Origin of the sequence: Actinomadura rifamycini DSM 43936 (genome assembly GCF_000425065.1) — a bacterium.
GTDB lineage: Bacteria > Actinomycetota > Actinomycetes > Streptosporangiales > Streptosporangiaceae > Spirillospora > Spirillospora rifamycini.
Window position 1 is genome coordinate 70,857 of record NZ_AULB01000022.1, and the last position, 20,778, is coordinate 91,634.

Sequence of the window (20,778 nt, forward strand, 5' to 3'; positions counted from 1 at the left end):
CCCGCCGAGCGCGGTGAGCGCCGAGTTGGTGCCGGGTAGCAGGAGGTGCGACGGTGCCGGGATGAGCACTCGCACTGCCGATGAACTGGTGCCCGCGCGGCGGCCGCTGCTGGGGCGGACGGCCGTGGTGACGGGGGTGAGCCGCCGCCGGGGGATCGGGTACGCCATCGCCTGCCGGCTGGCCGCCTACGGGGCGAACGTCTTCCTGCACCACTTCGCCCCGCATGACCGGGAGCAGGAGTGGGGCGCCGATGATCTCGGGGCGGTGGTGGACGGTGTCCGGGCGCATCTGGGCGCGGACGGGACGCGCGTCGCCGACATGCACGCCGACCTGGCGGAGCCGGGGGCGCCGGAACGGGTCATCGACGCCGCGGCGGCCGAGTTCGGGCACGTCGACGTCCTGGTGTGCAACCACGCGCTGAGCGGGCGGGACGGTGCCCTCGGCGAGGTGTCGGCGGCGGACCTGGACCGGCACTGGGCGGTCGACGCACGGTCCTGCATCCTGCTCGCGCAGGCGTTCGCCGGACGGCACGACGGGCGGCCCGGCGGCTCGATCGTCTTCATGACGTCCGGACAGGGCCTCGGACCGATGCCCGGGGAGGTCGCCTACGCGGCGGCGAAGGCCGCGCTCGCGGGCGTCACCGTCACGCTCGCCGATCAGCTCGCGGACGAGGGGATCCGGCTCAACACCGTCAATCCCGGTCCCGTGGACACCGGATACATGACCGAGGACATGCGGCGCGCGGTCGCGCCGATGTTCCCGTTCGGCCGGTACGGGGAGCCCGACGACCCGGCACGGCTGATCGGCTGGCTGGTGACGGACGAGGCGCGCTGGATCACCGGGCAGGTCATCAGCACGGAGGGCGGCTTCGGGCGGTGGCGCCCGCACGGTGCGTGACCGTCCACGCGAACGTCATGGGTGGATTTCTCATGTGATCCCGTTGATTTCGTCAAGGAGTAGCAATCACGGCGAAAGTACGACGAACCCACATACAGTGGCTTGAGTGACCGACCCCGTAGGAGCCCTCACGAATCTCGCGCACGAGGTACCGAGCACCTCGCTCTTCGACGACGAATCGCTCATGCACATGGACCTCGACGCGGCGCTGGACGCCTTGCTGGAACGGGTCCGCGAGGTTCTGCGCGTCGATACCGCGGTCGTGCTCCTCCTGGACCGCCAGAACCGCTTCCTGGTGGCGACGGCCGCGCGGGGCATCGAGGAGGAGGTCAGCCAGGCGGCGCACGTCCCGCTGGGCGAAGGGTTCGCCGGACGCGTCGCCGCGGAGCGGCGCCCGGTCTACATCGCGGACGTCCCGAGCGCGAACGTCTTCAACCCGCTGCTGGTGCAGCGGGGTCTGCGCTCCCTGCTCGGCGTCCCGCTCGTCGTGGAGGGCTCGCTGCTGGGGGTGCTGCACGTCGGGACGCTCGCGCCGCGCCGGTTCACCGCCGAGGAGACCGAGTTCGTGCAGCTCGCGGCGGGGCGCGCGGCGATGGCGGTGCGCTACCAGGTGAGCCGGGCGGAACGCGAGGCCGCCCTGGAACTGCAGCGCGGCCTGGCGCCGACCGCGCTTCCGGCCCTGCCCGGTCTGGGACTGGCCGCGCGGTACCGGCCCGGCCGGGCCAGCGTCGGCGGCGACTGGTACGACGTGTTCGTCCTCCCGTCGGGTGAAATCGGCGTCGTGATGGGGGACGTGGCGGGGCACGGCCTCGGGGCCGCCGTCGTGATGGGGCGGCTGCGGAGCGCTCTGCGGGCCTACGCGCTGGAGACGAGCGACCCCGCCGAGGTGCTGCACAAGCTGAACCAGAAGGTCGTCCACTTCGAGCCCGACGCGACCGCGACCGTGCTGTACGGCGTCTGCGACGCCGGGCTGACCCGGATGCGGCTCGCCTCGGCCGGGCACTGGCCGCCGGTGATCGCGCTGCCGGGCCGTACGGCGCGTCCGGTCGAGATGAAGTCGGGCGTGCTGATCGGGCTCGGCGCCGACGTGCCCCGCACGGCGACGACCGTCGACCTGACGCCGGGCGCCGTGCTGTGCTTCTACACCGACGGGCTGGTCGAGCGGCGGGGCGAGTCGGTGACGGACGGGATCGCCGCGCTGTGCGGCGCCGCGTATGCGGGTCCGCCCGAGGCGGTCGGCGCCGCGGTGATGGCGGCGATGATCGGCCGGCAGTTGCCGGAGGACGACGTCGCCCTGCTGGTGCTGCGCCGCTCCTCCGGCTGACCTCCGCCGGTCACGGCTCAGAGTTCGAGCCGTTCGACGGACTGCTGGTTCCGGAAGACGTTGAGTGGGTCCCAGCGGGCTTTGGCCTTTTGCAACCGCAGGTACTCCTCCTTGTAGTAGAGCTTTGACCAGGGTTGGCCCGAGGTGTTCCAGTTCTTGTCGCTCAGATCGACGTCGGGGTAGTTGATGTAGCAGCCGTCGGTGTTGTTTCCCACGATCGGGACGCCGCCGGTGTCGGCGAACGTGGCCCGGTAGGTCTCGCGGATCCACCTGAGGTTGTCGTCCTCGTCGCCGGTGTCGTGGTCGTTGGGACGCCGCCAGTACACCTGGTACTGCATCTTCATGATCGAGTCGCGCTGCGGTGCGGCCGTGTCGTACGGCGGGTGGTTGACCGCGGAGCCGTACGAGTCGATCTGGATGAGCGCCTCCTTGTTCTTGAACTCCTGGAAGTGCTCGTTGCCGAGATAGCCCCACATCGCCTCGATCTGCGAGCGGGTGAAGGGTCTGCGGACGTAGGCGGACTTGTACTTGCCGCACCGGTTCTGGCCGGAGCCGTTGAGGGCCTGCGTGGCGGTCAGCCAGGGCATCAGCCGCGGCGACCAGGCGTCGGGGACGGCCGCGTGCTCGGCCGCCGACCACACCATCGGCTTCGACTTGGGGACGGCCTCGGAGTCGACCGCCCGCAGGAAGCTGATCATGGCCTGGGTGCCCTCGTCGTCCTTGTCCTCGCTCTCGGCGTCGACCTGCACGGTGAGGTTGATCGTCCCGGCGGCGCGGTGGTTGAGGGCCAGCAGGGCGAACAGGCGGCCGGAGGCGGTGTTCGGGTCCTGGTGGTCGGCGAACCACTGGCCGTAGGCGTCCAGGAGGCTGATGAAGGACTCCTTGCTGAAGTGGTTCCAGTCCCAGGAGCGCGCGGTCAGCAGCACGGTGCGGGGCGGGACGGGCGGGTCGCGGAACCAGAACCGGGTGACGACGCCGAAGTTGCCGCCGCCCCCGCCGGTGTGGGCCCACCACAGGTCGCGGCGGTCGGGGTCGGGGTCGTCGCGGGTGGCCAGCACGAGTTCGACGGTGCGGCGCTCGGTGACGACGGCGACCTCGACGGCGTACAGGTAGTCGACGGTCAGGCCCGCCTGTCTGGACAGCAGCCCGTAGCCGCCTCCGGTGATGTGCCCGCCGAGCCCCACCGAGTAGCAGGAGCCGCCGGGCAGCGCCCGTCCGGACATGGGGTACAGGTGGCTGTAGACGTGCCAGTTGGTGGCCCCGGCCTCCACGCACCACGCCTCCAGGGCCGGGTCGTAGTACATGTCGCACATCGGGCTGACGTCCAGGATGACCCGGACGTCGTCGCCGCAGACGAAGTCTTCGTAGCAGTGGCCGCCGGAGCGGACGGTGATGCGGTCGCGGTAGCGCTCGCGGTCGCGGTCGTCGTCGTCGGCGGGTATCTGGTTGACCGCTTCCGACAGCGCGGTGACCACGCCCTGCGGGGACGTCACCATCCGCACGTACTCGGGGTCGGCGATCCACCGCTGGTTGAAGCCGCGGCTGAGGGCGGGATAGCGGACGTCGCCCGGGCGGACGGTGACGGTGGGCGGCACTGGAGGGTGACTCATGCGCGCTGCTCTCCCTGGGAAGCGGACCCGTTACTCAGAGTCCATTCTGTTCACCCAGAGTCAGCAATTGAATGCGCAGAGTAGTAAAGCGTTGGTAGATCATTAAGCCAGGTTCGGCGGCGACTCCAGGTCGGCCAGCTCGATCCCCGGCGCGTCCAGGACGACGTCGCCCGCCAGGTGCACCCGGGTGATCTCGCCCGTGGACAGGTCGGTGACGTCGTAGCCGGTGACGGGCAGCGGCTCCGTCCCGGTCTCGTGGACGGACGTGCCCGTGCGGCGCCAGCGCCACGGCGCGGTCAGCGGCGCCAGGGACGGGCTCGTGAAGGCGACCAGGCGGACGTCCCGCTCCGCGCCGTCGGCCAGGTCGAGAGCGCGCGCCACGGCGACGAGGAAACCGGGCGAGTCGGACAGGAACCCGGCGGCGCGCTCGGCGTGCTCGGTGCCGGTCCCCGTGCCTGTGCCGGTGTCGCCCGACGCGCGCACCCACGCGACGTCCGGGCCCGTGACGCCGCCGCGCACCCACCAGCCGGGCGTGACGAGCTCGACGCGGATCTGCCGCCACCGGGAGTCGACGACGATGTCGGTGCGCAGCCCGGGACGGGACGAGGTGTAGCGCCACCCGCCGGGGCCGGGCGCGCAGTGGAACCGCTCGTCGAGGCCGCCGTCGAGGTGGCGGTAGACGCCGGCGGGCATCAGGACCCGATCCGCCAGGAGTGCAGGTAGTCCTCCTGGTCGGGGGTCAGGACGTCGATGGACACCGACATCGAGGCCAGCTTGAGGCGCGCGACCTCGCCGTCGATCTCCGCGGGCACGTCGTGGACGGCCGGGGCGAGGCCCGCGTGGGCCGTGGCGAGCCACGCGCAGGTGAGGGCCTGGTCGGCGAACGACATGTCCATGACGGCGGCCGGATGCCCCTCGGCGGCGGCCAGGTTGACCAGCCGCCCCTCCGCGAGCAGGACGAGCCGCCGCCCGTCGGGCAGCACGTACTCGTCGGCCTGCGGGCGGACGCCCCGGTGCACCCGGACGGCCATCGCGTCCAGCGCCCGGACGTCGATCTCCACGTCGAAATGCCCCGAGTTCGCGAGGATCGCCCCGTCCTTCATCACCGCGAGGTGGTCGGCGTTCACCACGTCGCGGTTGCCGGTCACGGTGATGAACACGTCGCCGTGCGGCGCCGCCTCGGCCATCGGCTGGACGGTGAACCCCTGCAGGGCGGCGTCCAGGGCCTTCACCGGGTCGATCTCGGTGATGACGACCCGCGCGCCGAGCCCGCGGGCCCGCTCGGCGAGCCCGCGCCCGCAGTACCCGAACCCCGCGATCACGATCGTCTTGCCCGCGAGCAGCGTGTTCGTCGCGCGGACGATCCCGTCGAGCGTGGACTGCCCGGTCCCGTACCGGTTGTCGAACATGTGCTTGGTCGCGGTGTCGTTCACCGCCACCATCGGAAACTTCAGCGCGCCCTCCTGCACCATCTGGTGCAGCCGGATGACGCCCGTGGTGGTCTGCTCGCATCCCGCCTTCACGGTGCCGAGCAGGTCCTCCCGGTCGGTGTGCAGGGTGTTGACGAGGTCGCACCCGTCGTCCAGGACGAGGTCGGGCGCCGTCTCGAGGGCCCGGTGGATGTGCGCGTAGTAGCCCTCGCGGTCGATCCCCGCCCGCGCGAACACCTGCGCGCCGAACTCCTCGGCGAGCGCCGCCGCGACGTCGTCCTGCGTGGACAGCGGGTTGGACGACGCCAGCGCGACGCTCGCGCCGCCGGCCTGCAGGGTCCGGATGAGCCCGGCCGTCTCGGTCGTGACGTGCATGCACGCCGCGACGCGCACGCCGTCCAGCGGACGCTCGGCCGCGAACCGCTCCCGGATCTGCCGCAGCACCGGCATGCTGCGGTCCGCCCACTCGATCCGCTTCACGCCCTCATAGGCGAGCGAACCGTCCGCGATGTCGCTCATCCACTCCCCCTGGAGGCCGATGCCGGACGAGCAACCTACACCCGTCCGGCATGGCCCTATTCACCGTTCGCCCCAACCAAACCCATACCGGTTCCGAGCGCCCTCGCCACCGCGCGAGAAATACCGAGGCACGGGCCTCGGCCCATCTCCTCAGCCAGAGCGGACCCGGACCACTGCGATTGCGTGCGAAGCCAGGTTCGAGCTTGCGAGAACTCGATCGCGCAGCGAGCCCCCGGGCGAGTCGGAGCGATGCAGGAATCGCACGCGTTGCCCGTTGAAGGAGGGCGGTCTACCGCCCGACGCCGAGGGCGACGCAGACAACTCAGTAGCGGTAGTGGTCGGGCTTGTAGGGGCCCTCGACGTGGACGCCGATGTAGGCGGCCTGCTCCTTGGTCAGCTCGGTGAGCTTGACGCCGAGGGCGTCGAGGTGGAGGCGGGCGACCTTCTCGTCCAGGTGCTTCGGCAGGACGTACACGCCGACCGGGTACTCCTCGGTCTTGGTGAACAGCTCGATCTGCGCGATGACCTGGTTGGTGAAGGAGTTCGACATGACGAACGAGGGGTGGCCGGTGGCGCAGCCCAGGTTCATCAGCCGGCCCTCGGCGAGGACGATGATGGAGTGGCCGTCGGCGAAGCGCCACTCGTGGACCTGCGGCTTGATCTCGATCTTCTCGATGCCGGCGGTCTTGGCGAGGCCGGCCATGTCGATCTCGTTGTCGAAGTGGCCGATGTTGGACACGATGGCCTGGTGCTTCATCCGGCTCATGTGGTCGGCCGTGATGATGTTGAAGTTGCCGGTGGTCGTGACGAAGATGTCGGCGATGTCGACGACGTCCTCGAGGGTGGTGACCTGGAAGCCGTCCATGGCGGCCTGGAGCGCGCAGATCGGGTCGATCTCGGTGACGATCACGCGGGCGCCCTGGCCCTTGAGGGCCTCGGCGCAGCCCTTGCCGACGTCGCCGTAGCCGCAGACGACCGCGACCTTGCCGCCGATGAGGACGTCCGTGGCGCGGTTCAGGCCGTCGATGACGCTGTGCCGGCAGCCGTACTTGTTGTCGAACTTCGACTTGGTGACCGAGTCGTTGACGTTGATGGCCGGGAAGGCGAGGGTGCCGGCCTTGGCCATCTCGTAGAGCCGGTGGACGCCGGTGGTGGTCTCCTCGGTGACGCCCTTGATCGAGGCGGCCGCCTCGGTCCAGCGGCCGGGCTTCGCGGCGATGGTGCGGCGGAGGGTCTCGAGGATGACGCCCCACTCCTCGGGGTCGTCGTCGGTCGCGGTCGGGACGGCGCCCGCCTTCTCGTACTCGGCGCCCTTGTGGACGAGCAGGGTCGCGTCGCCGCCGTCGTCGAGGATCATGTTGGGGGCGGAGCCGTCGGGCCACTGCAGGGCCTGGTCGGTGCACCACCAGTACTCTTCGAGCGTCTCGCCCTTCCAGGCGAAGACCGGGACGCCCTTGGGGTCGTCCACCGTGCCGTCCTTGCCGACGACGACCGCGGCGGCGGCGTGGTCCTGGGTGGAGAAGATGTTGCAGGAGACCCAGCGGACGTCGGCGCCGAGCTCCACCAGCGTCTCGATGAGCACGGCCGTCTGGATGGTCATGTGCAGCGAGCCCATGATCTTCGCGCCGCGCAGCGGTTTGGCGTCCGCGTACTCCTTGCGCACCGCCATCAGGCCGGGCATCTCGTGCTCGGCGAGCCGGATCTCCCGGCGCCCGAAGTCCGCCAGCGACAGGTCGGCGACCTTGTAGTCCATGCTTTCGTTGCTCCTTGGTTTGCGCGTCCCGCGGGTGTCGACGCCCGCGAGTCTACGGGCGGAGTCCGCGCGGAGGCATGCTCCGGGGCGACTTTCTGACACAGATTTGTCAGAATCGGTGCCATGCGCATCACTGAGGCCGCCCGCAGGCTCGGCACGTCGCCCCGCATGCTCCGCTACCGGGAGACGCTCGGGCTGCTGCCCGCGACCCGGGAACGCGGAGGCCACCGCAAGTTCGGGGACGCCGAGCTGCGGGCCGTCGCGCTCGCGCTGGCGCTCGAGAAGCGCTACGACGTGGGCCCGGCCGAGCTGGCGTTCGGGCTGCGGGTGCTGGCCGAACCGGAGGTGCAGGCGCGCGTGCGCGAGCTGGGCGAGCGCATCGGGCGGCTGTCGGCGCCGCCCGCGCGGGCCCTCGACTTCGAGAAGGAGAAGGCGATGCGCCTCCTGCGCCGCCGCTGAGCCGGGGATTCGGACGGCGGCCCGGGTCCCGCGCCGCCGTCTGAAACGGCGTCCCGCCAGGCCCACCAGCGCGTTCTTTTCGGCCCCGCGCCGAGGTGGCACGCCTCACACTGCCCAGGAAACACTTTTGTCTGTTTGACTGCTTCCGACCTTGCTCCTCGCGGAAAGGGGAAAGCTCGGATGCCCCGTTTGCTCCTCAGACTCTGCGCCCTCGGCGCGCTGCTGGCCGCCGGCCTCACGGTGCCCGCGGCGGCCGCCCAGGCGCAGACGCAGGCGACGCACGCCATCGGCCCCGGCTCGGGCATCGTCCCGAGGCTCGTCCTGGACGAGCAAGGGCAGGTGGCGGGCTTCACCGTGTGCACGCTCACGGCGGTCGGCCACGACGCCGCCGGGAACCTGGTGGGCCTCACCAACGCGCACTGCTTCATCGACTCGGAGGGCAACAAGCTCGTGGGCCAGGAGGTCCACCTGGACACCACGCCCCCCGGGACCGCCCTGGCCCCCGCCCCGCTCGAACTCGCCCCGGAGACCGCGGAGATCGGGCCGATCGGCGAGGTCACCTACGTGAGCACGCCCAACAACTACGTCGCCGGCGGGCCCTACGGCCTCGACTACGCGGTCATCAAGCTCGACCCGGCGAAGGTCACGCCGACGCCGACGGTCACCAGCCCGTCCGGCACCACGACCGTCACGTCCGTCGGCGCGGTGCCGCCCGCCGGGACCCGCATGTGCAAGCAGGGGCACCGCACCGGCATGACCTGCGGCGCGACCGGCGGCCCCGACGGCCCGTGGTACTGGACCCTGATCTGGACGTGGGGCGGCGACTCCGGCGCCCCCGTCATCGACGGGAACGCCCTCGTCGGCAGCGCCTGGGGCGCCCAGCACTTCACCCCGATCACCAGCATCCTCGCCGACATGGACGAGCAGGGCGGCGTCGGCGCCGGGTTCACGCTCGGCTGACGCCCGGCGCGGCCGGGCCCGCTCCCCGGCCGCGTCCCGCTAGCCGGCGGTGCTCTCGCCGGGGACGACGACGCCGGACTCGTACGCGAGCATGACGGCCTGCGCGCGGTCGCGGAGGCCGAGCTTGGTGAAGACGCGGGCGACGTGCGTCTTGACGGTGTGCTCGCTGACGACGAGGCGCCGCGCGATCTCGGCGTTCGACAGGCCCCCGGCGATCAGTACCAGCACCTCGGTCTCCCGCGCGGTGAGGGTGGCCAGCGCCGCGGGAGCCTGCGGGCGGCTGCGGCGCTGCTTGGTGAACTCGCGGATCAGCCGGCCGGTGACCTGCGGCGCGAGCAGCGAGTCGCCGCGCGCCACGACGCGGACGGCCGAGACGAGCTCGTCGGCGGTCGCGTCCTTCAGCAGGAAGCCGCTGGCGCCGACGGCGAGCGCGTCGTAGACGTACTCGTCCACGTCGAACGTCGTCAGCACCAGGACCCGGACGTTCTCGGCGCCGGGCAGCGCGAGGATGCGGCGGGTGGCCTCGATGCCGTCCATGCCGGGCATCCGGATGTCCATGACGACGACGTCGGGCCGGTTCAGCTCGGCGAGCCGCACCGCTTCCCGTCCGTCGCCCGCCTCGCCGGTGACCGCGATGTCCTCCTGCGCGGCGAGCAGCGCGGCGAACCCGGCCCGCACGATGGTCTGGTCGTCGACGATCAGTACCTTGATCACCGTTGCCGCCCCGTGCTACCGCGGCCGTCCGCCTCCATCACCAGGCTCCTCCCTGTGCAGCGGAAGCTCGGCCTCCACCAGGAACCCGCCGTCGGCGGCGGGGCCGGCGGAGAACCGCCCGCCCAGCATCGTCGCACGTTCCCGCATCCCGACGAGACCGTGTCCGGCGGACGGGGCCCCCTCCATCCGCGTCCGCCCCGCGTCGCCGGGGTCGAGGACGGCCGTGCGGGACGGGTCGGCGGGGTTGAGCTCCATGGTCCGGTCGGACGCCCCGGGCGGCGGCGGCGCGGGGGCGGTCGGGCCGTCGTCGCGGACGCGGACGGCGACCCGGTCGGGCAGGAACACGAGGTCGACGTGCACCTCGGCGCCCGGGGCGTGCCGCCGCGCGTTCGTCAGGGCCTCCTGGACGATCCGGTACGCCGACAGCTCGACGGTCGCGGACAGGTCGCCGGGGTCGCCGTGGACGGCCAGACCGACGCGGCCGCCCGCGCCGCGGTGCTGCTCGATGAGGTCGGGGAGCCGGTCGAGGCGGGGCTGCGGCGAGTTCGCGGCGTCCGGCTCGGGCTTGGCGTCGGCGCGCAGCACGCTGAGCAGCCGCCGCATCTCGACGAGCGCCTCGCGGGCCGTCTTGGCGATCTCGGTGTACCCCTCGCGGGCCTCCGGGGAGAGGTTCCGCATCGTGTACGGGGCCGTCTCGGCCTGCACCGCGATCATCGACACGGAGTGCGCGACGACGTCGTGCAGCTCGCGGGCGATGCGGGCGCGCTCGCGCATGACCGCCTGCTCGCGCTGGACGGCGGTGAGCCGGGTGAGCGTCTCGTTGGCGCGCTCGGCCGCCGCGGACTCGGTGCGCCCGGCCGTCTCGACGACGGTGCGGGCGTCCCCGAGGCCGATCGCGGCGAGGACGGCGAGGACGGCGGCGGGCCACGGGATGTCGTCGAGGGTGAACGTCGTCAGGTACACGACCGCTACGGTCACGACGCTCCCGACGGCGAGCACCCCCGTGGACTGCCGGGGCAGCCCGCGGCCCAGCGCGTACAGCGTGTAGAGGGCGGCGAACCCGGTCGTGAACAGGATCGTCTGCCCGGTGAGGAGGCTCGCGGCGAACGCGCCGAGCACGACGGCGGCGACGGGCCGCAGGTACTCGCGGCGCCACACCAGCGGGAGCGTCGAGGCGACCGCGAAGCCGCCGGCGAGGCTGATCGGGGTCTCGGCGCGCGGCGCCAGCTCGGCGAGCGCGGCGACGGTGAGCGCGAGGCCGGTCAGCGGCGCGAAGTACCAGGACCGGACGGCCTCGGACCACGCGTCGACCCACCGCGGCAGCGGCGCCGTGCGCCCCGCAGCGGGGGCCGCGCCGGGCGGGCCGGGCGGGCCGCCGGGGCCGTACGGGCCGGGCGGCCGCTCGCGCCCGGCGCCGGTCAGCCGGTCGGCGACGCGGGTCGCGAGCGGGCGCAGCAGCCGTCCGAGGCCGGTGAGGATCCACAGCAGCAGCTGGCCCACGCCCGCCACGATCCGGCCCGACAGCCGCCACGCGTGGTGCGCGAGCGCGGGGCCGAACCGCGCGGGATCGGGACCGGTCCGGGTGTCGTCGTCGGGAGTCACCCTCCAATACTGACCGCTGGGGGCCGGTGCCGACTCACCGTCGGGTGGTATGCGGAGGAGCCGGGTCCCCCTGGAGGACGACCCGCGGTCCCTCCTTCCGGCGGACGCGTCGGCGAACGGCGCGAACGTAACGTGTAACCGTGACCGCGACGGCGGCCGGCGCCGACGTAGGGGGTTCGGCAACGGTCGCCGCGGTCACACCAGACCGTCCGGGTTCAGGGGTCCGGGCGGACGCAAGGGAAGCACCTCGCCGGACGGCGGCACCCTCCGCGGAGGAGCCCGCCGGTCTTACCTGGGCTGGGGTCGACCGGCACGCACGTGCCGCCGCCCGGTGAGGGAAGCGCGGACGCCGGGACGACCGGGCGTCAGGACGCGCCGGAAGCCTCGGCGGGCGCTGTGCGCTCGGACTCGTCCAGCGCGGGCTCGAGGTAGATCAGCCGGGCCTCGGGGAACTCGCCGCGGATCTTCGCCTCGGCGGCGTCGATGCCCCGCGCGACCTCGGCCGCCGTGTCGTCGTGGTCCACCGCGATCTTGGCGGCGATCAGCATCTCCTCGGGGCCCACGTACTGCGTCCGGATGTGGATGACGCGCGCGACCTCCTCGACGGACTCGAGCGCGGCGATGATCCGCTCCTCCTGCTCGGGGTCGGCGCCCTCGCCGATCAGCAGGCTCTTGGTCTCGATCGCGAGGATGGTGGCGACCAGGCCCAGCAGGACGCCGATCGCGACGGTGCCGATGCCGTCCCAGACGCCGTCGCCGGTGACGACCGCCATCGTGACGCCGAACAGGGCGAGGAACAGGCCGAGCAGGGCGGCGAGGTCCTCCAGCAGGACGACGGGGAGCTCCGGGGCCTTCGCGCGGCGGATGAACTCCCACCAGGACTTGTCGCCCCGGACCCGGTTCGACTCCACGATCGCCGTCCGGAACGAGAACAGCTCCATGATGATCGCGGCGGTCAGCACGCCGAACGCCCAGCCCGCGGACTTGACCTCCTCCGGGTGGGAGATCTTGTGGTAGCCCTCGTAGAGCGAGAACGCCGACCCGACCGTGAACAGCACGACCGCGACGACGAACGCGTAGAAGTACCGTTCGCGGCCGTAGCCGAACGGATGCTTGTGGGTGCGGCGGCGCTCGGAACGCTTCTTGCCGACCAGCAGCAGTCCCTGGTTCCCGGAGTCGGCGACCGAGTGGATCGACTCGGCCAGCATCGACGACGAGCCCGTGAACACGAAGGCCACGAACTTCGACACCGCGATTCCAAGGTTGGCGGCCAACGCGGCCACGATGGCCTTGGTCCCACCCTCAGCACTCATGTTGCAATCCTCGCCTTGAGCTCTTGAATGGCAGCCACGGGCGTGGGGTCCACGCCCAATGCGACAGCCAAGTAAACCGTGACGTAGTCCGCGAGCGCGATGAGTGTCGCGATTCTTTCCAGCGGATGTTCGCCTTCGGCCGTGAGCTCGGTGACCGCGACGCCGCGGTCGCGGGCGGTCTGGATGGACGCCTCGGCGCGCTTGCGCGCCTGCGGGTGCTCGTCGGTGTCGCGCAGGACGACCAGGTGGAGGCCGTGCTCGGCGTCGTCGGCCCGGTCGCGGAAGAAGTCGTCGGGGTCCGCGGAGGAGCCGCGGGCGAAGAAGCCGTCGAACGCCATCACCTGGTTGTGGTTCGCCTCCGGCAGCTCGCCGGGGACCGCCGGGTACTTGGCGTTCTCGTTGAGCTGGCAGCACATCCGGTACGCGGCGGTGCCCGCGAGCGGGGAGGTGCCCCACACCAGCGGCACGTCGCCCGCGAGGTCCAGCGCGGCGCGCTTCGCCGGGTTGACGAACGGCTCGCTGGACGGGCGGCAGCGGTGCGCGACGTCCTCCAGCCGGGCCGCCGTCGCCTCCAGGACGGCGTCGGGCGCGTCCGCGAGGCCCAGCGTGCGCGCGGCGAGGACCAGCGGGACCGTCAGCCCCCACAGCGTCGACCGCGGCTGCCCCACGGACCGGACCGGGACGAACGGCGCGCGCGTCCGCTCGGCCAGGCCGGCGAGCGGCGAGCCGGCGCCGCCGACGAACAGCAGCCGGCAGCCGCGGCGGGCCGCCTCCGCCGCGACGGCGAGGGTCTCCTCCGTCCCGCCGGAGCAGGACACGGCGATGACCAGGTCGGCGGCGCCGACCCAGCCGGGCAGCCGGTAGCCGCGGACGGTCGTGACCGGCACCGGGCAGCCGGTGCCGCAGACCGCGGCGAGGACGTCCCCGGAGATGCCGGAGCCGCCCATGCCGGTGACGACGACGGCGCGGGGGCGCCCGTCCTCGGCGAGCGAGGCGATGCCCGCCTCGGCCGCGGCGCGGCGCGCCTCCCGGATCTGCGCGGCCGACGAGGCGACCTGGCGGAGCATCCCGCCGGGGTCGGCAGCCTCGATCGCGGAGACCTCGTCGAGGCGCGCCGGGTCCAGGCCGACGCTCACGAAGCCGGGGTCCGGGCCTCGTCGACCAGCAGCACCGGGATGTCGTCGCGGACCGGGTAGGCGTAGCCGCACGACCCGGTGCACACGAGCTCGCCCGCGCCGTCGTCGGCGCGCAGGTCGCCGCCGCAGTTCGGGCAGGCGAGGATTTCCAGCAGCCAGGAGTCGAGCTTCATCGTCACTTCTCCCTCACGATCGCCAGGACCTCGTCGCGGAGCGCCGCCATCGTCTTCTCGTCGCCGGCCTCGGCGTTGAGGCGCAGCAGCGGCTCCGTGTTGGACGGGCGCAGGTTGAACCACCAGCCCTCGTCCTCGTTCGCCACGGTGAGCCCGTCGAGCTCGTCGAGCGTCACGCCGGGGCGTCCGGCGAAGGCGTCCTTGACCCGGGCGGCCGCGGCGGCCTGGTCGTCGACCTCGCTGTTGATCTCACCGGACGCGACGTACCGGGTGTACTCGCCGAGCAGCTCCGACAGCGGCCCGTCCTGCTGCCCGAGGGCGGCGAGGACGTGCAGGGCGGCGAGCATGCCGGAGTCGGCGAACCAGAAGTCGCGGAAGTAGAAGTGGGCCGAGTGCTCGCCGCCGAACACCGCGCCCGTCTCGGCCATCGTCTGCTTGATGAACGAGTGCCCGACCCGGGTGCGGACGGGCGTGCCGCCGTGCTCGGCGACGATCTCCGGGACGGCCGCGGACGTGATCAGGTTGTGCACGATCGACGAGCCGGGGTGCTTCGCGAGTTCGCGGGTCGCGACGAGGGCGGTGACCGCGGACGGGGAGACGATCTCGCCGCGCTCGTCCACGACGAAGCAGCGGTCGGCGTCGCCGTCGAACGCGAGCCCGATGTCGGCGCCGGTCTCGCGGACCTTCGCCTGCAGGTCGCGCAGGTTCGCGGGCTCGATCGGGTTCGCCTCGTGGTTCGGGAACGTGCCGTCCAGCTCGAAGTACAGGGGGACGAGGTCGAGCGGGAGGCCCTCGAACACCGACGGGACCGTGTGGCCGCCCATGCCGTTGCCGGCGTCCACGACGACCTTGAGGCGGCGGATGCCGGACAGGTCGACGAGCGTCTTCAGGTGGTCGGCGTACCCCTTGAGCACGTCGCGCCGCGATACCGTGCCGGGCTCGCCGTCGTAGGCGGGGACGCCCCGCTCGATCAGCTCGCGGATCTCGGTGAGGCCGGTGTCGCGGCCGACCGGGCGGGCGCCGGCGCGGCACAGCTTCAGGCCGTTGTACTTCGCCGGGTTGTGGCTCGCGGTGAACATCGCGCCGGGCAGGTCGAGGCTGCCGCTGGCGTAGTAGAGCAGGTCGGTGGAGCCGAGCCCCGCCTCGATGACGTCCGCGCCCTGCGCGGTCGCGCCGCGCGCGAACGCCTCGGCCAGCGGGGCCGACGACTCCCGCATGTCGTGCGCGGTGACGATCGCGCTCGCCCCGGTCACCCGGACGAACGCCGCGCCGGCCGCCTCGGCGATCGCGGGATCCAGTTCGTCCGGCACGACGCCGCGGATGTCGTACGCCTTGAAGATCTTGGCGAGGTCGCCCACTCCTGCTCCCTGTCCGAGCCGTCCGAAAGATGCCGTGCGAAAAACGAAAATGGCGAGACACCGAGCCTACCGGGAAGCGGCGGGGCGGACGGTTCCGGTGCGGCCCGCGCGGGGCCGGCTACTCCTGCGGCTGCGTGCCCGCGGGCTCCGACCGCAGGACGCGCAGGTGGCCGCGGCGGCCGACCTCGGTGCCCTGGCCGACCGGCTCCTGGCCGGGGCCGGGCGCGGGGCGGGCGGCCTCGCGGACCGCGTCGGCGAGCGCCTCCAGGTCGTCCTCGCCGAGCGAGGTCTCCTCTTCGACGGGCAGCCGGACCAGCTCCCAGCCCATCGGCGCGGTGAGCCGCTCGGAGTGCTCCGCGCACAGGTCGTAGCAGTGCGGCTCCGCGTACGCGGCGAGGGGACCCAAGACCGCGGTGGAGTCGCGGTAGACGTACGTGAGCGTGAAGACTGCTGGCGCCTTGCAGGCGGTGCGGGAGCAAGTGCGGACGGGGCTCACGATGGCCGACCGTACCTCGCTCCCGCCGCGTCCGCCACCACCCGGGCGCACGTGTCGCCGCTATCGGCCGATTTCCGGGGTAAGAACTACATACCGCATGGGAACGCCCACGTACCGTGCGGTTTCTTGTCACGGCGGCACGGAAGGGCGCGGGGGCGTCCCGAGGTTGCGCGGGGGCGCTGCGGGTACGCTGGGGGGGTGCGATCCCGTGTGGCAGGCGTGCGGCGCCGCGATCGGCGCGGTCGCGGTCTCCGCGGCCCTCTGGCGCCCCCGCAGTCCCCGATCTCGCGGACGCGCGCGGAGCGGTTCGACGACCTCGTCGAGGACGAGGTCCGCCGGCTCGGCGCGCGCTGGGAGCGGGAGCTGGCGCGGGTGGAGTTCACGGTCGCCGAGGTCCCGGACGTCGAGCCGTGGTTCGACGGGCCGGTGCCGCTCGGCCAGACCGTCCCCGGCGAGGGCGGGCGCCCGGTGCGCATCGTCGTGTTCCGCCGCCCCGTCGAGGCGCGCGCGACCGGCGAGCGGGAGCTGGGGCGGCTGATCCGCGACCTGCTGGTGGAGGAGGTCGCCGACCTGCTCGGCCTGTCCCCCGAGTCGGTCGACCCGAGCTACGACTCCCCCGACGACTGACGGCGTCCCGGACATGGCGGAGCCGTGCCGGCCCGAGGGTCGACACGGCTCTTCCGTATTCCGGCGTCTTCGGGCGCCCGTCCGCGCGCACGCGTCCGGCGGGCGCCGATCCCGGTCCTCGCGGCGCCGCTCCCCCACGGCGCCGGCCGGACCGGCCCGGTTCCGCTTCCCGCCTTCCCGGCCGGGCGCCGCCGCCGGTTCGCACCGGCGGCGGCCCCGTCCGCTGGACGCGCGTCCCGCGGGCCGCCGCTAGACGGCCTGGCGCTTCAGCTTCCGGCGTTCCCGCTCGGACAGCCCGCCCCAAATACCGAAACGTTCATCGTGCTGCAGCGCGTACTCCAAGCACTCAGTACGCACCTCGCATGCTCGGCACACCTTCTTGGCCTCGCGAGTGGAGCCGCCCTTCTCCGGAAAAAACGCCTCCGGATCCGTCTGCGCGCACAGTGCGCGCTCCTGCCAGCCCATCTCTTCGCCGTCTGTGCCGTGCGCCAGCGGGATGACCACCTCGCTCACAGCGCACCTCCCTGCCCGTGGAGCCCCCTGGATCAATGCCTTCCCTCAGGCTCCTTCCCCCGAGAAGGCATAGAAACTACACCCACGAAATTACACGTGTGTAGTGCCCGCTCCGTCAAGCGGAACGAGTTCGCGCGGGGACATAGCGGGTTATGTAGGGATACCCCTGATGACCTTTGGCTGAAGATCGGTTAATCGGCCGGTCACCGGGGGGAAGTCCGGGCGCCGCGGGCACCGCCCGCGGCGCTCCTTCCGCCGATCACGAGACCGATCACGATGCCGATCTCGGCGCCGATCATGACGCCGATCACGTTCGGGTCACGGGCCCGGCTTCCGGTTCGGCCGGGGAGGGCCGGTACCGCCGGTCCGCTACTGGGGCGGCCGGTTGTCGCGGTACCAGTCGCCGCCGTCCTCGGGGCGCTGCTCGCCCGGCTGCGGCGGGGCGGGCTGGGTGCCCTGCGGGCCCTGTTCCGGGGCGGGCTGGGAGCCGCCGCCGTAGGCGCGGGTCCACTCGCCCATCTCGTCCTCGTTCTGGGCGCCCGGGCCGGTCTGCCCCGGCTGGCCCGGCTGCTGGTAGCCCGGCTGCTGGCCGTACTGCGGCTGCCCCGGCTGGCCGGGCTGCTGGCCGTACTGCTGCGGCTGCCCGTACTGCTGCTGCGGCTGGCCGAACTGCTGCTGGGGCTGCTCGCCCTGCGGAGCGGGCTGGCCGGTCTGCCCCGGCTGGCCGAACTGCTGGTACTGCTGCGGCTGGCCCTGCTGCGGGTAGCCGCCGGGCTGGCCGGGCTGGCCGAACTGGCCGGGCTGCGGCTGTCCGGGCGGGCCCTGCTGGTAGCCGAAGTCGGGGTAGCCCTGCTGCATCTGCGGCTGCGCCTTCGGACGCGCGGGCTGCATGCCCTGGAACACGGTCAGGACGAACCAGATGCCGACGCCCATCACGGCGACCTTCGCGGCGCCGATGAGGAAGGTCGTCAGCTTGTAGATCGAGTCGGGCCCCTCGGCGAGCATTCCGCCGAGCCAGCTGATGACGCCGAACAGCAGGATGCCGCCGAGGACGCCGAGCGCGCCCATCGTGATGTTGCGGGCCTGCCGCGTCGCCGTGCCCCAGGTCGTGAGCAGCACCGCGAGGACCACCATCGCGACGATGTAGACCTCGGTGAACACTCCGCCGACGCTCTCGTCGTAGGCGCGGGAGGTGAAATTCCCGTTACCGCCCAACAACCGGATGATGCCCGCCAGCAGGTGTACGCCCGCAGCGGCGAGCAGGACCCAGGCGGCCGGTTCGCGCAGGCGCTGGACGGCTTCCTTGTTCACTGCGACTTCTCCAGACCGAGGCATTCCGATGACACGGCAAAGCTTTGCACATCTCGCCCGCCGACGTCTCCGTACCCCGCCGGGCGCGAAATCGTCACGGCCCGGACGAGCGAGACCATTCGGCGGTCGTCCGGCGGCGATACCGGGGCGTCGGCGGGGCGCCGCGCGCCGCGCCGGAAGCGGGCGCGCGGGCACCGTTCCGGGCGTTCGCGGGTGTCGAACGTCACCGCCTCCGGTGTCACCGCCCGTCCATTCTCGCGCGTCCGCGCCCGGATGCCGTGAGGCGCACCGGAGCGGCCCCGCGGGGTCCGTTGAGCAGGCCGTAGGGTGATCGGCATGAACATCGTGGCGCTGGCGGGCGGCATCGGCGGGGCCCGCTTCCTGCGCGGGCTCCGCGCGGCGGTCCCGGACGCGGAGATCACCGTGATCGGCAACACCGGCGACGACATCTCCCTGTTCGGACTGCGGGTCTGCCCGGATCTCGACACCGTCATGTACACGCTCGGCGGGGGGATCAACGAGGAGCAGGGCTGGGGGCGCACCGACGAGACGTTCACCGTCAAGGAGGAGCTCGCCGCGTACGGGGTCGGGCCGGGCTGGTTCGGGCTGGGCGACCGCGACTTCGCCACCCACATCGTGCGGACGCAGATGCTGGAGGCCGGGTACAAGCTGTCGGCGGTCACCGAGGCGCTGTGCGACCGGTGGCGGCCGGGCGTCCGGCTGATCCCGATGACCGACGACCAGGTCGAGACGCACGTGGTGGTCGACGACCCCGAGCACGGGCGGCGCGCCATCCACTTCCAGGAGTGGTGGGTGCGGCTGCGCGCGTCCCTCCCGGCCCTGTCCATCGCGCCGGTCGGGGCGGAGGACGCCAAGCCCGCGCCGGGGGTGCTCGCGGCGATCCGGGACGCGGACGTGGTGCTGTTCCCGCCGTCGAACCCGGTGGTCAGCATCGGGACGATCCTGTCGGTGCCGGGCATCCGGGACGCGGTCGCGGCGAAGACGGTCGTGGGCGTCTCCCCCATCATCGGGGACGCGCCGGTGCGGGGCATGGCGGACGCCTGCCTGACGGCGATCGGGGTGGAGACGACGGCGCAGGCGGTCGGCGAGCTGTACGGGCCCGGGCTGATCGACGGCTGGCTCGTGGCCGAGGCTGACGCGGACGTCCGGGTGGAGGGCGTCGAGGTGCGGCCGCGGCCGCTGCTGATGAGCGACGCGGCGGCGACGGCCGACCTCGCGCGCGCGGCGCTGGACCTGGCGCTGGAGCTGCGGCGGGAAGACGAGGAGGCGCGGTGAACCTGCGGGTGTTCGGGGTGCCTGGGCTGCCCGAGGTGGCCGAGGGCGACGACGTCGCGGCGCTCGTCCCCGGCGAGCTGGTCGAGGACGGCGACGTGCTGGTCGTCACGTCGAAGATCGTCAGCAAGGCGGAGGGCCGGGTCCTGGTCGCGGACGACCGGGAGAAGGCGATCGACGCGGAGACGGTGCGGGTCGTGGCGCGGCGGGCGCACGCGCGCGGCGAGACGCGGATCGTGGAGACGCGGCAGGGGCTCGTGCTCGCCGCGGCGGGCGTGGACGCGTCGAACACGGCGCCCGGCACGGTGCTGCTGCTGCCCGAGGACCCTGACGCGTCCGCACGCGCCATCCGGGCCGGGGTGCGCGCGCACACGGGCAAGGACGTGGCGGTCATCGTGTCGGACACCCTCGGACGGCCGTGGCGCAACGGGCTGACGGACGCGGCGATCGGCGTCGCGGGCCTCGCCCCCCTGGACGACCTGCGGGGCCGCGACGACGCGCACGGCAACCGGCTGGAGGCGACGGTCACGGCGGTCGCGGACGAGATCGCGGCGGCGGCCGAACTGGTGAAGGGCAAGCTGTCCGGGGTGCCGATCGCGGTGGTGCGGGGGCTCGGCGCCCTCGTGACGCCCGACGACGGCCCGGGGGCGCGCGCGCTCGTCCGTCCCCCTGCGGAGGACATGTTCCGGTACGGGTCGGCGGACGTGCTGCGCGCGCGCCGCACGATCCGGGAGTTCACGGACGAGCCGGTGGACGGCGCCGCCGTGCGGCGCGCGGTGGACGCCGCGATCCTCGCGCCCGCGCCGCACCACACGACGCCGTGGCGGTTCGTCCTGCTGGAGTCGGCGGAGTCGCGCACCCGGCTGCTCGACGCGATGCGCGACGCGTGGGAGGCCGACCTGCGCCGCGACGGCTTCTCCGACGAGTCGGTCGCCAAGCGGCTGCGGCGCGGCGACGTGCTGCGCCGCGCCCCGTACCTCGTCGTCCCGTGCCTGGTGATGGACGGGTCGCACGACTACCCGGACGAGCGCCGCGCGGCCGCCGAGCGGGAGATGTTCGTGGTCGCGACGGGCGCGGGCGTCCAGAACCTGCTGGTCGCCCTCGCCGTCGAGGGCCTCGGGTCCTGCTGGGTGTCGAGCACGATGTTCTGCCGGGACGTCGTCCGCCGCGCGCTCGACCTGCCGGACGACTGGGACCCGATGGGCGCCGTCGGCGTCGGGCACCCGGCGGCGCCGCCGCGCGAGCGCCCGCCCCGGTCCGCCGAGGCGTTCGTGACGGTGCGCTGACCG

21 protein-coding genes are annotated in these 20,778 nt (G+C 72.9%); 7 read left to right on the top strand and 14 right to left on the bottom strand.

The features are described from left to right. The first annotated feature begins 61 nt into the window (after positions 1-61). Together H505_RS0121485 and H505_RS0121490 are read left to right on the top strand one after the other, a co-directional pair. A complete protein-coding gene (locus H505_RS0121485) occupies positions 62-898 on the top strand; it encodes an SDR family oxidoreductase (RefSeq protein ID WP_026403628.1) in 837 nt (278 codons plus the stop codon). A gap of 106 nt (positions 899-1,004) precedes the next feature. Then, the gene (locus H505_RS0121490; RefSeq protein WP_211238526.1) at positions 1,005-2,222 is read left to right on the top strand and encodes a PP2C family protein-serine/threonine phosphatase; all 1,218 of its coding nucleotides are present in this window, start codon (positions 1,005-1,007) and stop codon (positions 2,220-2,222) included. A 17-nt stretch (positions 2,223-2,239) separates the two neighbouring features. On the opposite strand, the gene H505_RS0121495 is transcribed toward H505_RS0121490, so the two are convergent. The 4 genes from H505_RS0121495 to ahcY (H505_RS0121510) form a co-directional block, all read right to left on the bottom strand. Further along, a complete protein-coding gene (locus H505_RS0121495) occupies positions 2,240-3,832 on the bottom strand; it encodes an FAD-binding oxidoreductase (RefSeq protein ID WP_026403630.1) in 1,593 nt (530 codons plus the stop codon). Positions 3,833-3,934: 102 nt separating this feature from the next. Continuing rightward, positions 3,935-4,525, bottom strand: a complete 591-nt coding sequence (locus H505_RS0121500) for a hypothetical protein (RefSeq protein ID WP_026403631.1) — start codon at positions 4,523-4,525, stop codon at positions 3,935-3,937. Beyond that, positions 4,525-5,781: an adenosylhomocysteinase gene (gene ahcY, locus H505_RS0121505; protein WP_026403632.1), complete on the bottom strand. Its 1,257-nt coding sequence runs from the start codon at positions 5,779-5,781 to the stop codon at positions 4,525-4,527. Before ahcY (H505_RS0121505) ends, H505_RS0121500 begins: the two co-directional genes overlap by 1 nt. 322 nt (positions 5,782-6,103) lie before the next feature. Further along, entirely contained in the window at positions 6,104-7,534 is a 1,431-nt protein-coding gene (ahcY, locus tag H505_RS0121510) for an adenosylhomocysteinase (RefSeq protein WP_026403633.1), read from the bottom strand. A 123-nt stretch (positions 7,535-7,657) separates the two neighbouring features. Between ahcY (H505_RS0121510) and H505_RS0121515 the strand changes: the two genes are divergently transcribed. Together H505_RS0121515 and H505_RS43495 are read left to right on the top strand one after the other, a co-directional pair. Then, the gene (locus tag H505_RS0121515) at positions 7,658-7,993 is read left to right on the top strand and encodes a MerR family DNA-binding transcriptional regulator (RefSeq protein ID WP_026403634.1); all 336 of its coding nucleotides are present in this window, start codon (positions 7,658-7,660) and stop codon (positions 7,991-7,993) included. A 180-nt stretch (positions 7,994-8,173) separates the two neighbouring features. Next, positions 8,174-8,953 carry a trypsin-like peptidase domain-containing protein gene (locus tag H505_RS43495; protein ID WP_034519116.1) on the top strand — a complete coding sequence of 260 codons (780 nt, stop codon included), beginning with the start codon at positions 8,174-8,176 and terminating at the stop codon, positions 8,951-8,953. Between the two features lie 39 nt (positions 8,954-8,992). Here H505_RS43495 and H505_RS0121525 read toward each other — a convergent pair whose 3' ends face one another. From H505_RS0121525 to H505_RS0121555, 7 genes are all read right to left on the bottom strand, one after another. Beyond that, on the bottom strand, positions 8,993-9,667 hold the full coding sequence (locus H505_RS0121525; protein ID WP_026403635.1) for a response regulator transcription factor: 675 nt from the start codon (positions 9,665-9,667) through the stop codon (positions 8,993-8,995). Between the two features lie 15 nt (positions 9,668-9,682). Continuing rightward, complete coding sequence (locus H505_RS51085) at positions 9,683-11,269, bottom strand: sensor histidine kinase (protein WP_051300996.1); 1,587 nt, start codon at positions 11,267-11,269, stop codon at positions 9,683-9,685. Between the two features lie 365 nt (positions 11,270-11,634). After that, entirely contained in the window at positions 11,635-12,582 is a 948-nt protein-coding gene (locus tag H505_RS43505) for a cation diffusion facilitator family transporter (protein ID WP_034519118.1), read from the bottom strand. Further along, positions 12,579-13,718, bottom strand: coding sequence for a bifunctional phosphoglucose/phosphomannose isomerase (locus H505_RS0121540; protein WP_026403636.1), 1,140 nt, complete (start codon positions 13,716-13,718; stop codon positions 12,579-12,581). Before H505_RS0121540 ends, H505_RS43505 begins: the two co-directional genes overlap by 4 nt. Beyond that, entirely contained in the window at positions 13,715-13,891 is a 177-nt protein-coding gene (locus H505_RS43510) for a Trm112 family protein (RefSeq protein WP_176611429.1), read from the bottom strand. Before H505_RS43510 ends, H505_RS0121540 begins: the two co-directional genes overlap by 4 nt. A 2-nt stretch (positions 13,892-13,893) precedes the next feature. Beyond that, positions 13,894-15,249, bottom strand: coding sequence for a phosphomannomutase/phosphoglucomutase (locus tag H505_RS0121550; RefSeq protein ID WP_026403637.1), 1,356 nt, complete (start codon positions 15,247-15,249; stop codon positions 13,894-13,896). Positions 15,250-15,367: 118 nt separating this feature from the next. Beyond that, on the bottom strand, positions 15,368-15,745 hold the full coding sequence (locus tag H505_RS0121555; RefSeq protein WP_026403638.1) for a DUF3499 domain-containing protein: 378 nt from the start codon (positions 15,743-15,745) through the stop codon (positions 15,368-15,370). 198 nt (positions 15,746-15,943) lie between these two features. Here H505_RS0121555 and H505_RS0121560 point away from each other — a divergent pair, with 198 nt between their 5' ends. After that, entirely contained in the window at positions 15,944-16,372 is a 429-nt protein-coding gene (locus tag H505_RS0121560) for a metallopeptidase family protein (protein ID WP_245592599.1), read from the top strand. Between the two features lie 249 nt (positions 16,373-16,621). Here H505_RS0121560 and H505_RS0121565 read toward each other — a convergent pair whose 3' ends face one another. The 3 genes from H505_RS0121565 to H505_RS50660 form a co-directional block, all read right to left on the bottom strand. Beyond that, positions 16,622-16,837 (bottom strand): WhiB family transcriptional regulator, encoded by a 216-nt coding sequence (locus tag H505_RS0121565; protein WP_171064042.1) that lies wholly within the window; start codon positions 16,835-16,837, stop codon positions 16,622-16,624. Positions 16,838-17,254: 417 nt separating this feature from the next. Next, positions 17,255-18,196: a hypothetical protein gene (locus H505_RS50655; RefSeq protein WP_026403641.1), complete on the bottom strand. Its 942-nt coding sequence runs from the start codon at positions 18,194-18,196 to the stop codon at positions 17,255-17,257. After that, positions 18,193-18,423 (bottom strand): hypothetical protein, encoded by a 231-nt coding sequence (locus H505_RS50660; protein ID WP_125613163.1) that lies wholly within the window; start codon positions 18,421-18,423, stop codon positions 18,193-18,195. Before H505_RS50660 ends, H505_RS50655 begins: the two co-directional genes overlap by 4 nt. Before the next feature lie 109 nt (positions 18,424-18,532). On the opposite strand from H505_RS50660, the gene cofD reads away from it, so the two are divergent. Further along, a complete protein-coding gene (gene cofD, locus H505_RS0121580; protein WP_026403642.1) occupies positions 18,533-19,492 on the top strand; it encodes a 2-phospho-L-lactate transferase in 960 nt (319 codons plus the stop codon). Beyond that, positions 19,489-20,775, top strand: a complete 1,287-nt coding sequence (locus H505_RS0121585) for a coenzyme F420-0:L-glutamate ligase (protein ID WP_026403643.1) — start codon at positions 19,489-19,491, stop codon at positions 20,773-20,775. Before cofD ends, H505_RS0121585 begins: the two co-directional genes overlap by 4 nt. Positions 20,776-20,778 lie beyond the last annotated feature (3 nt).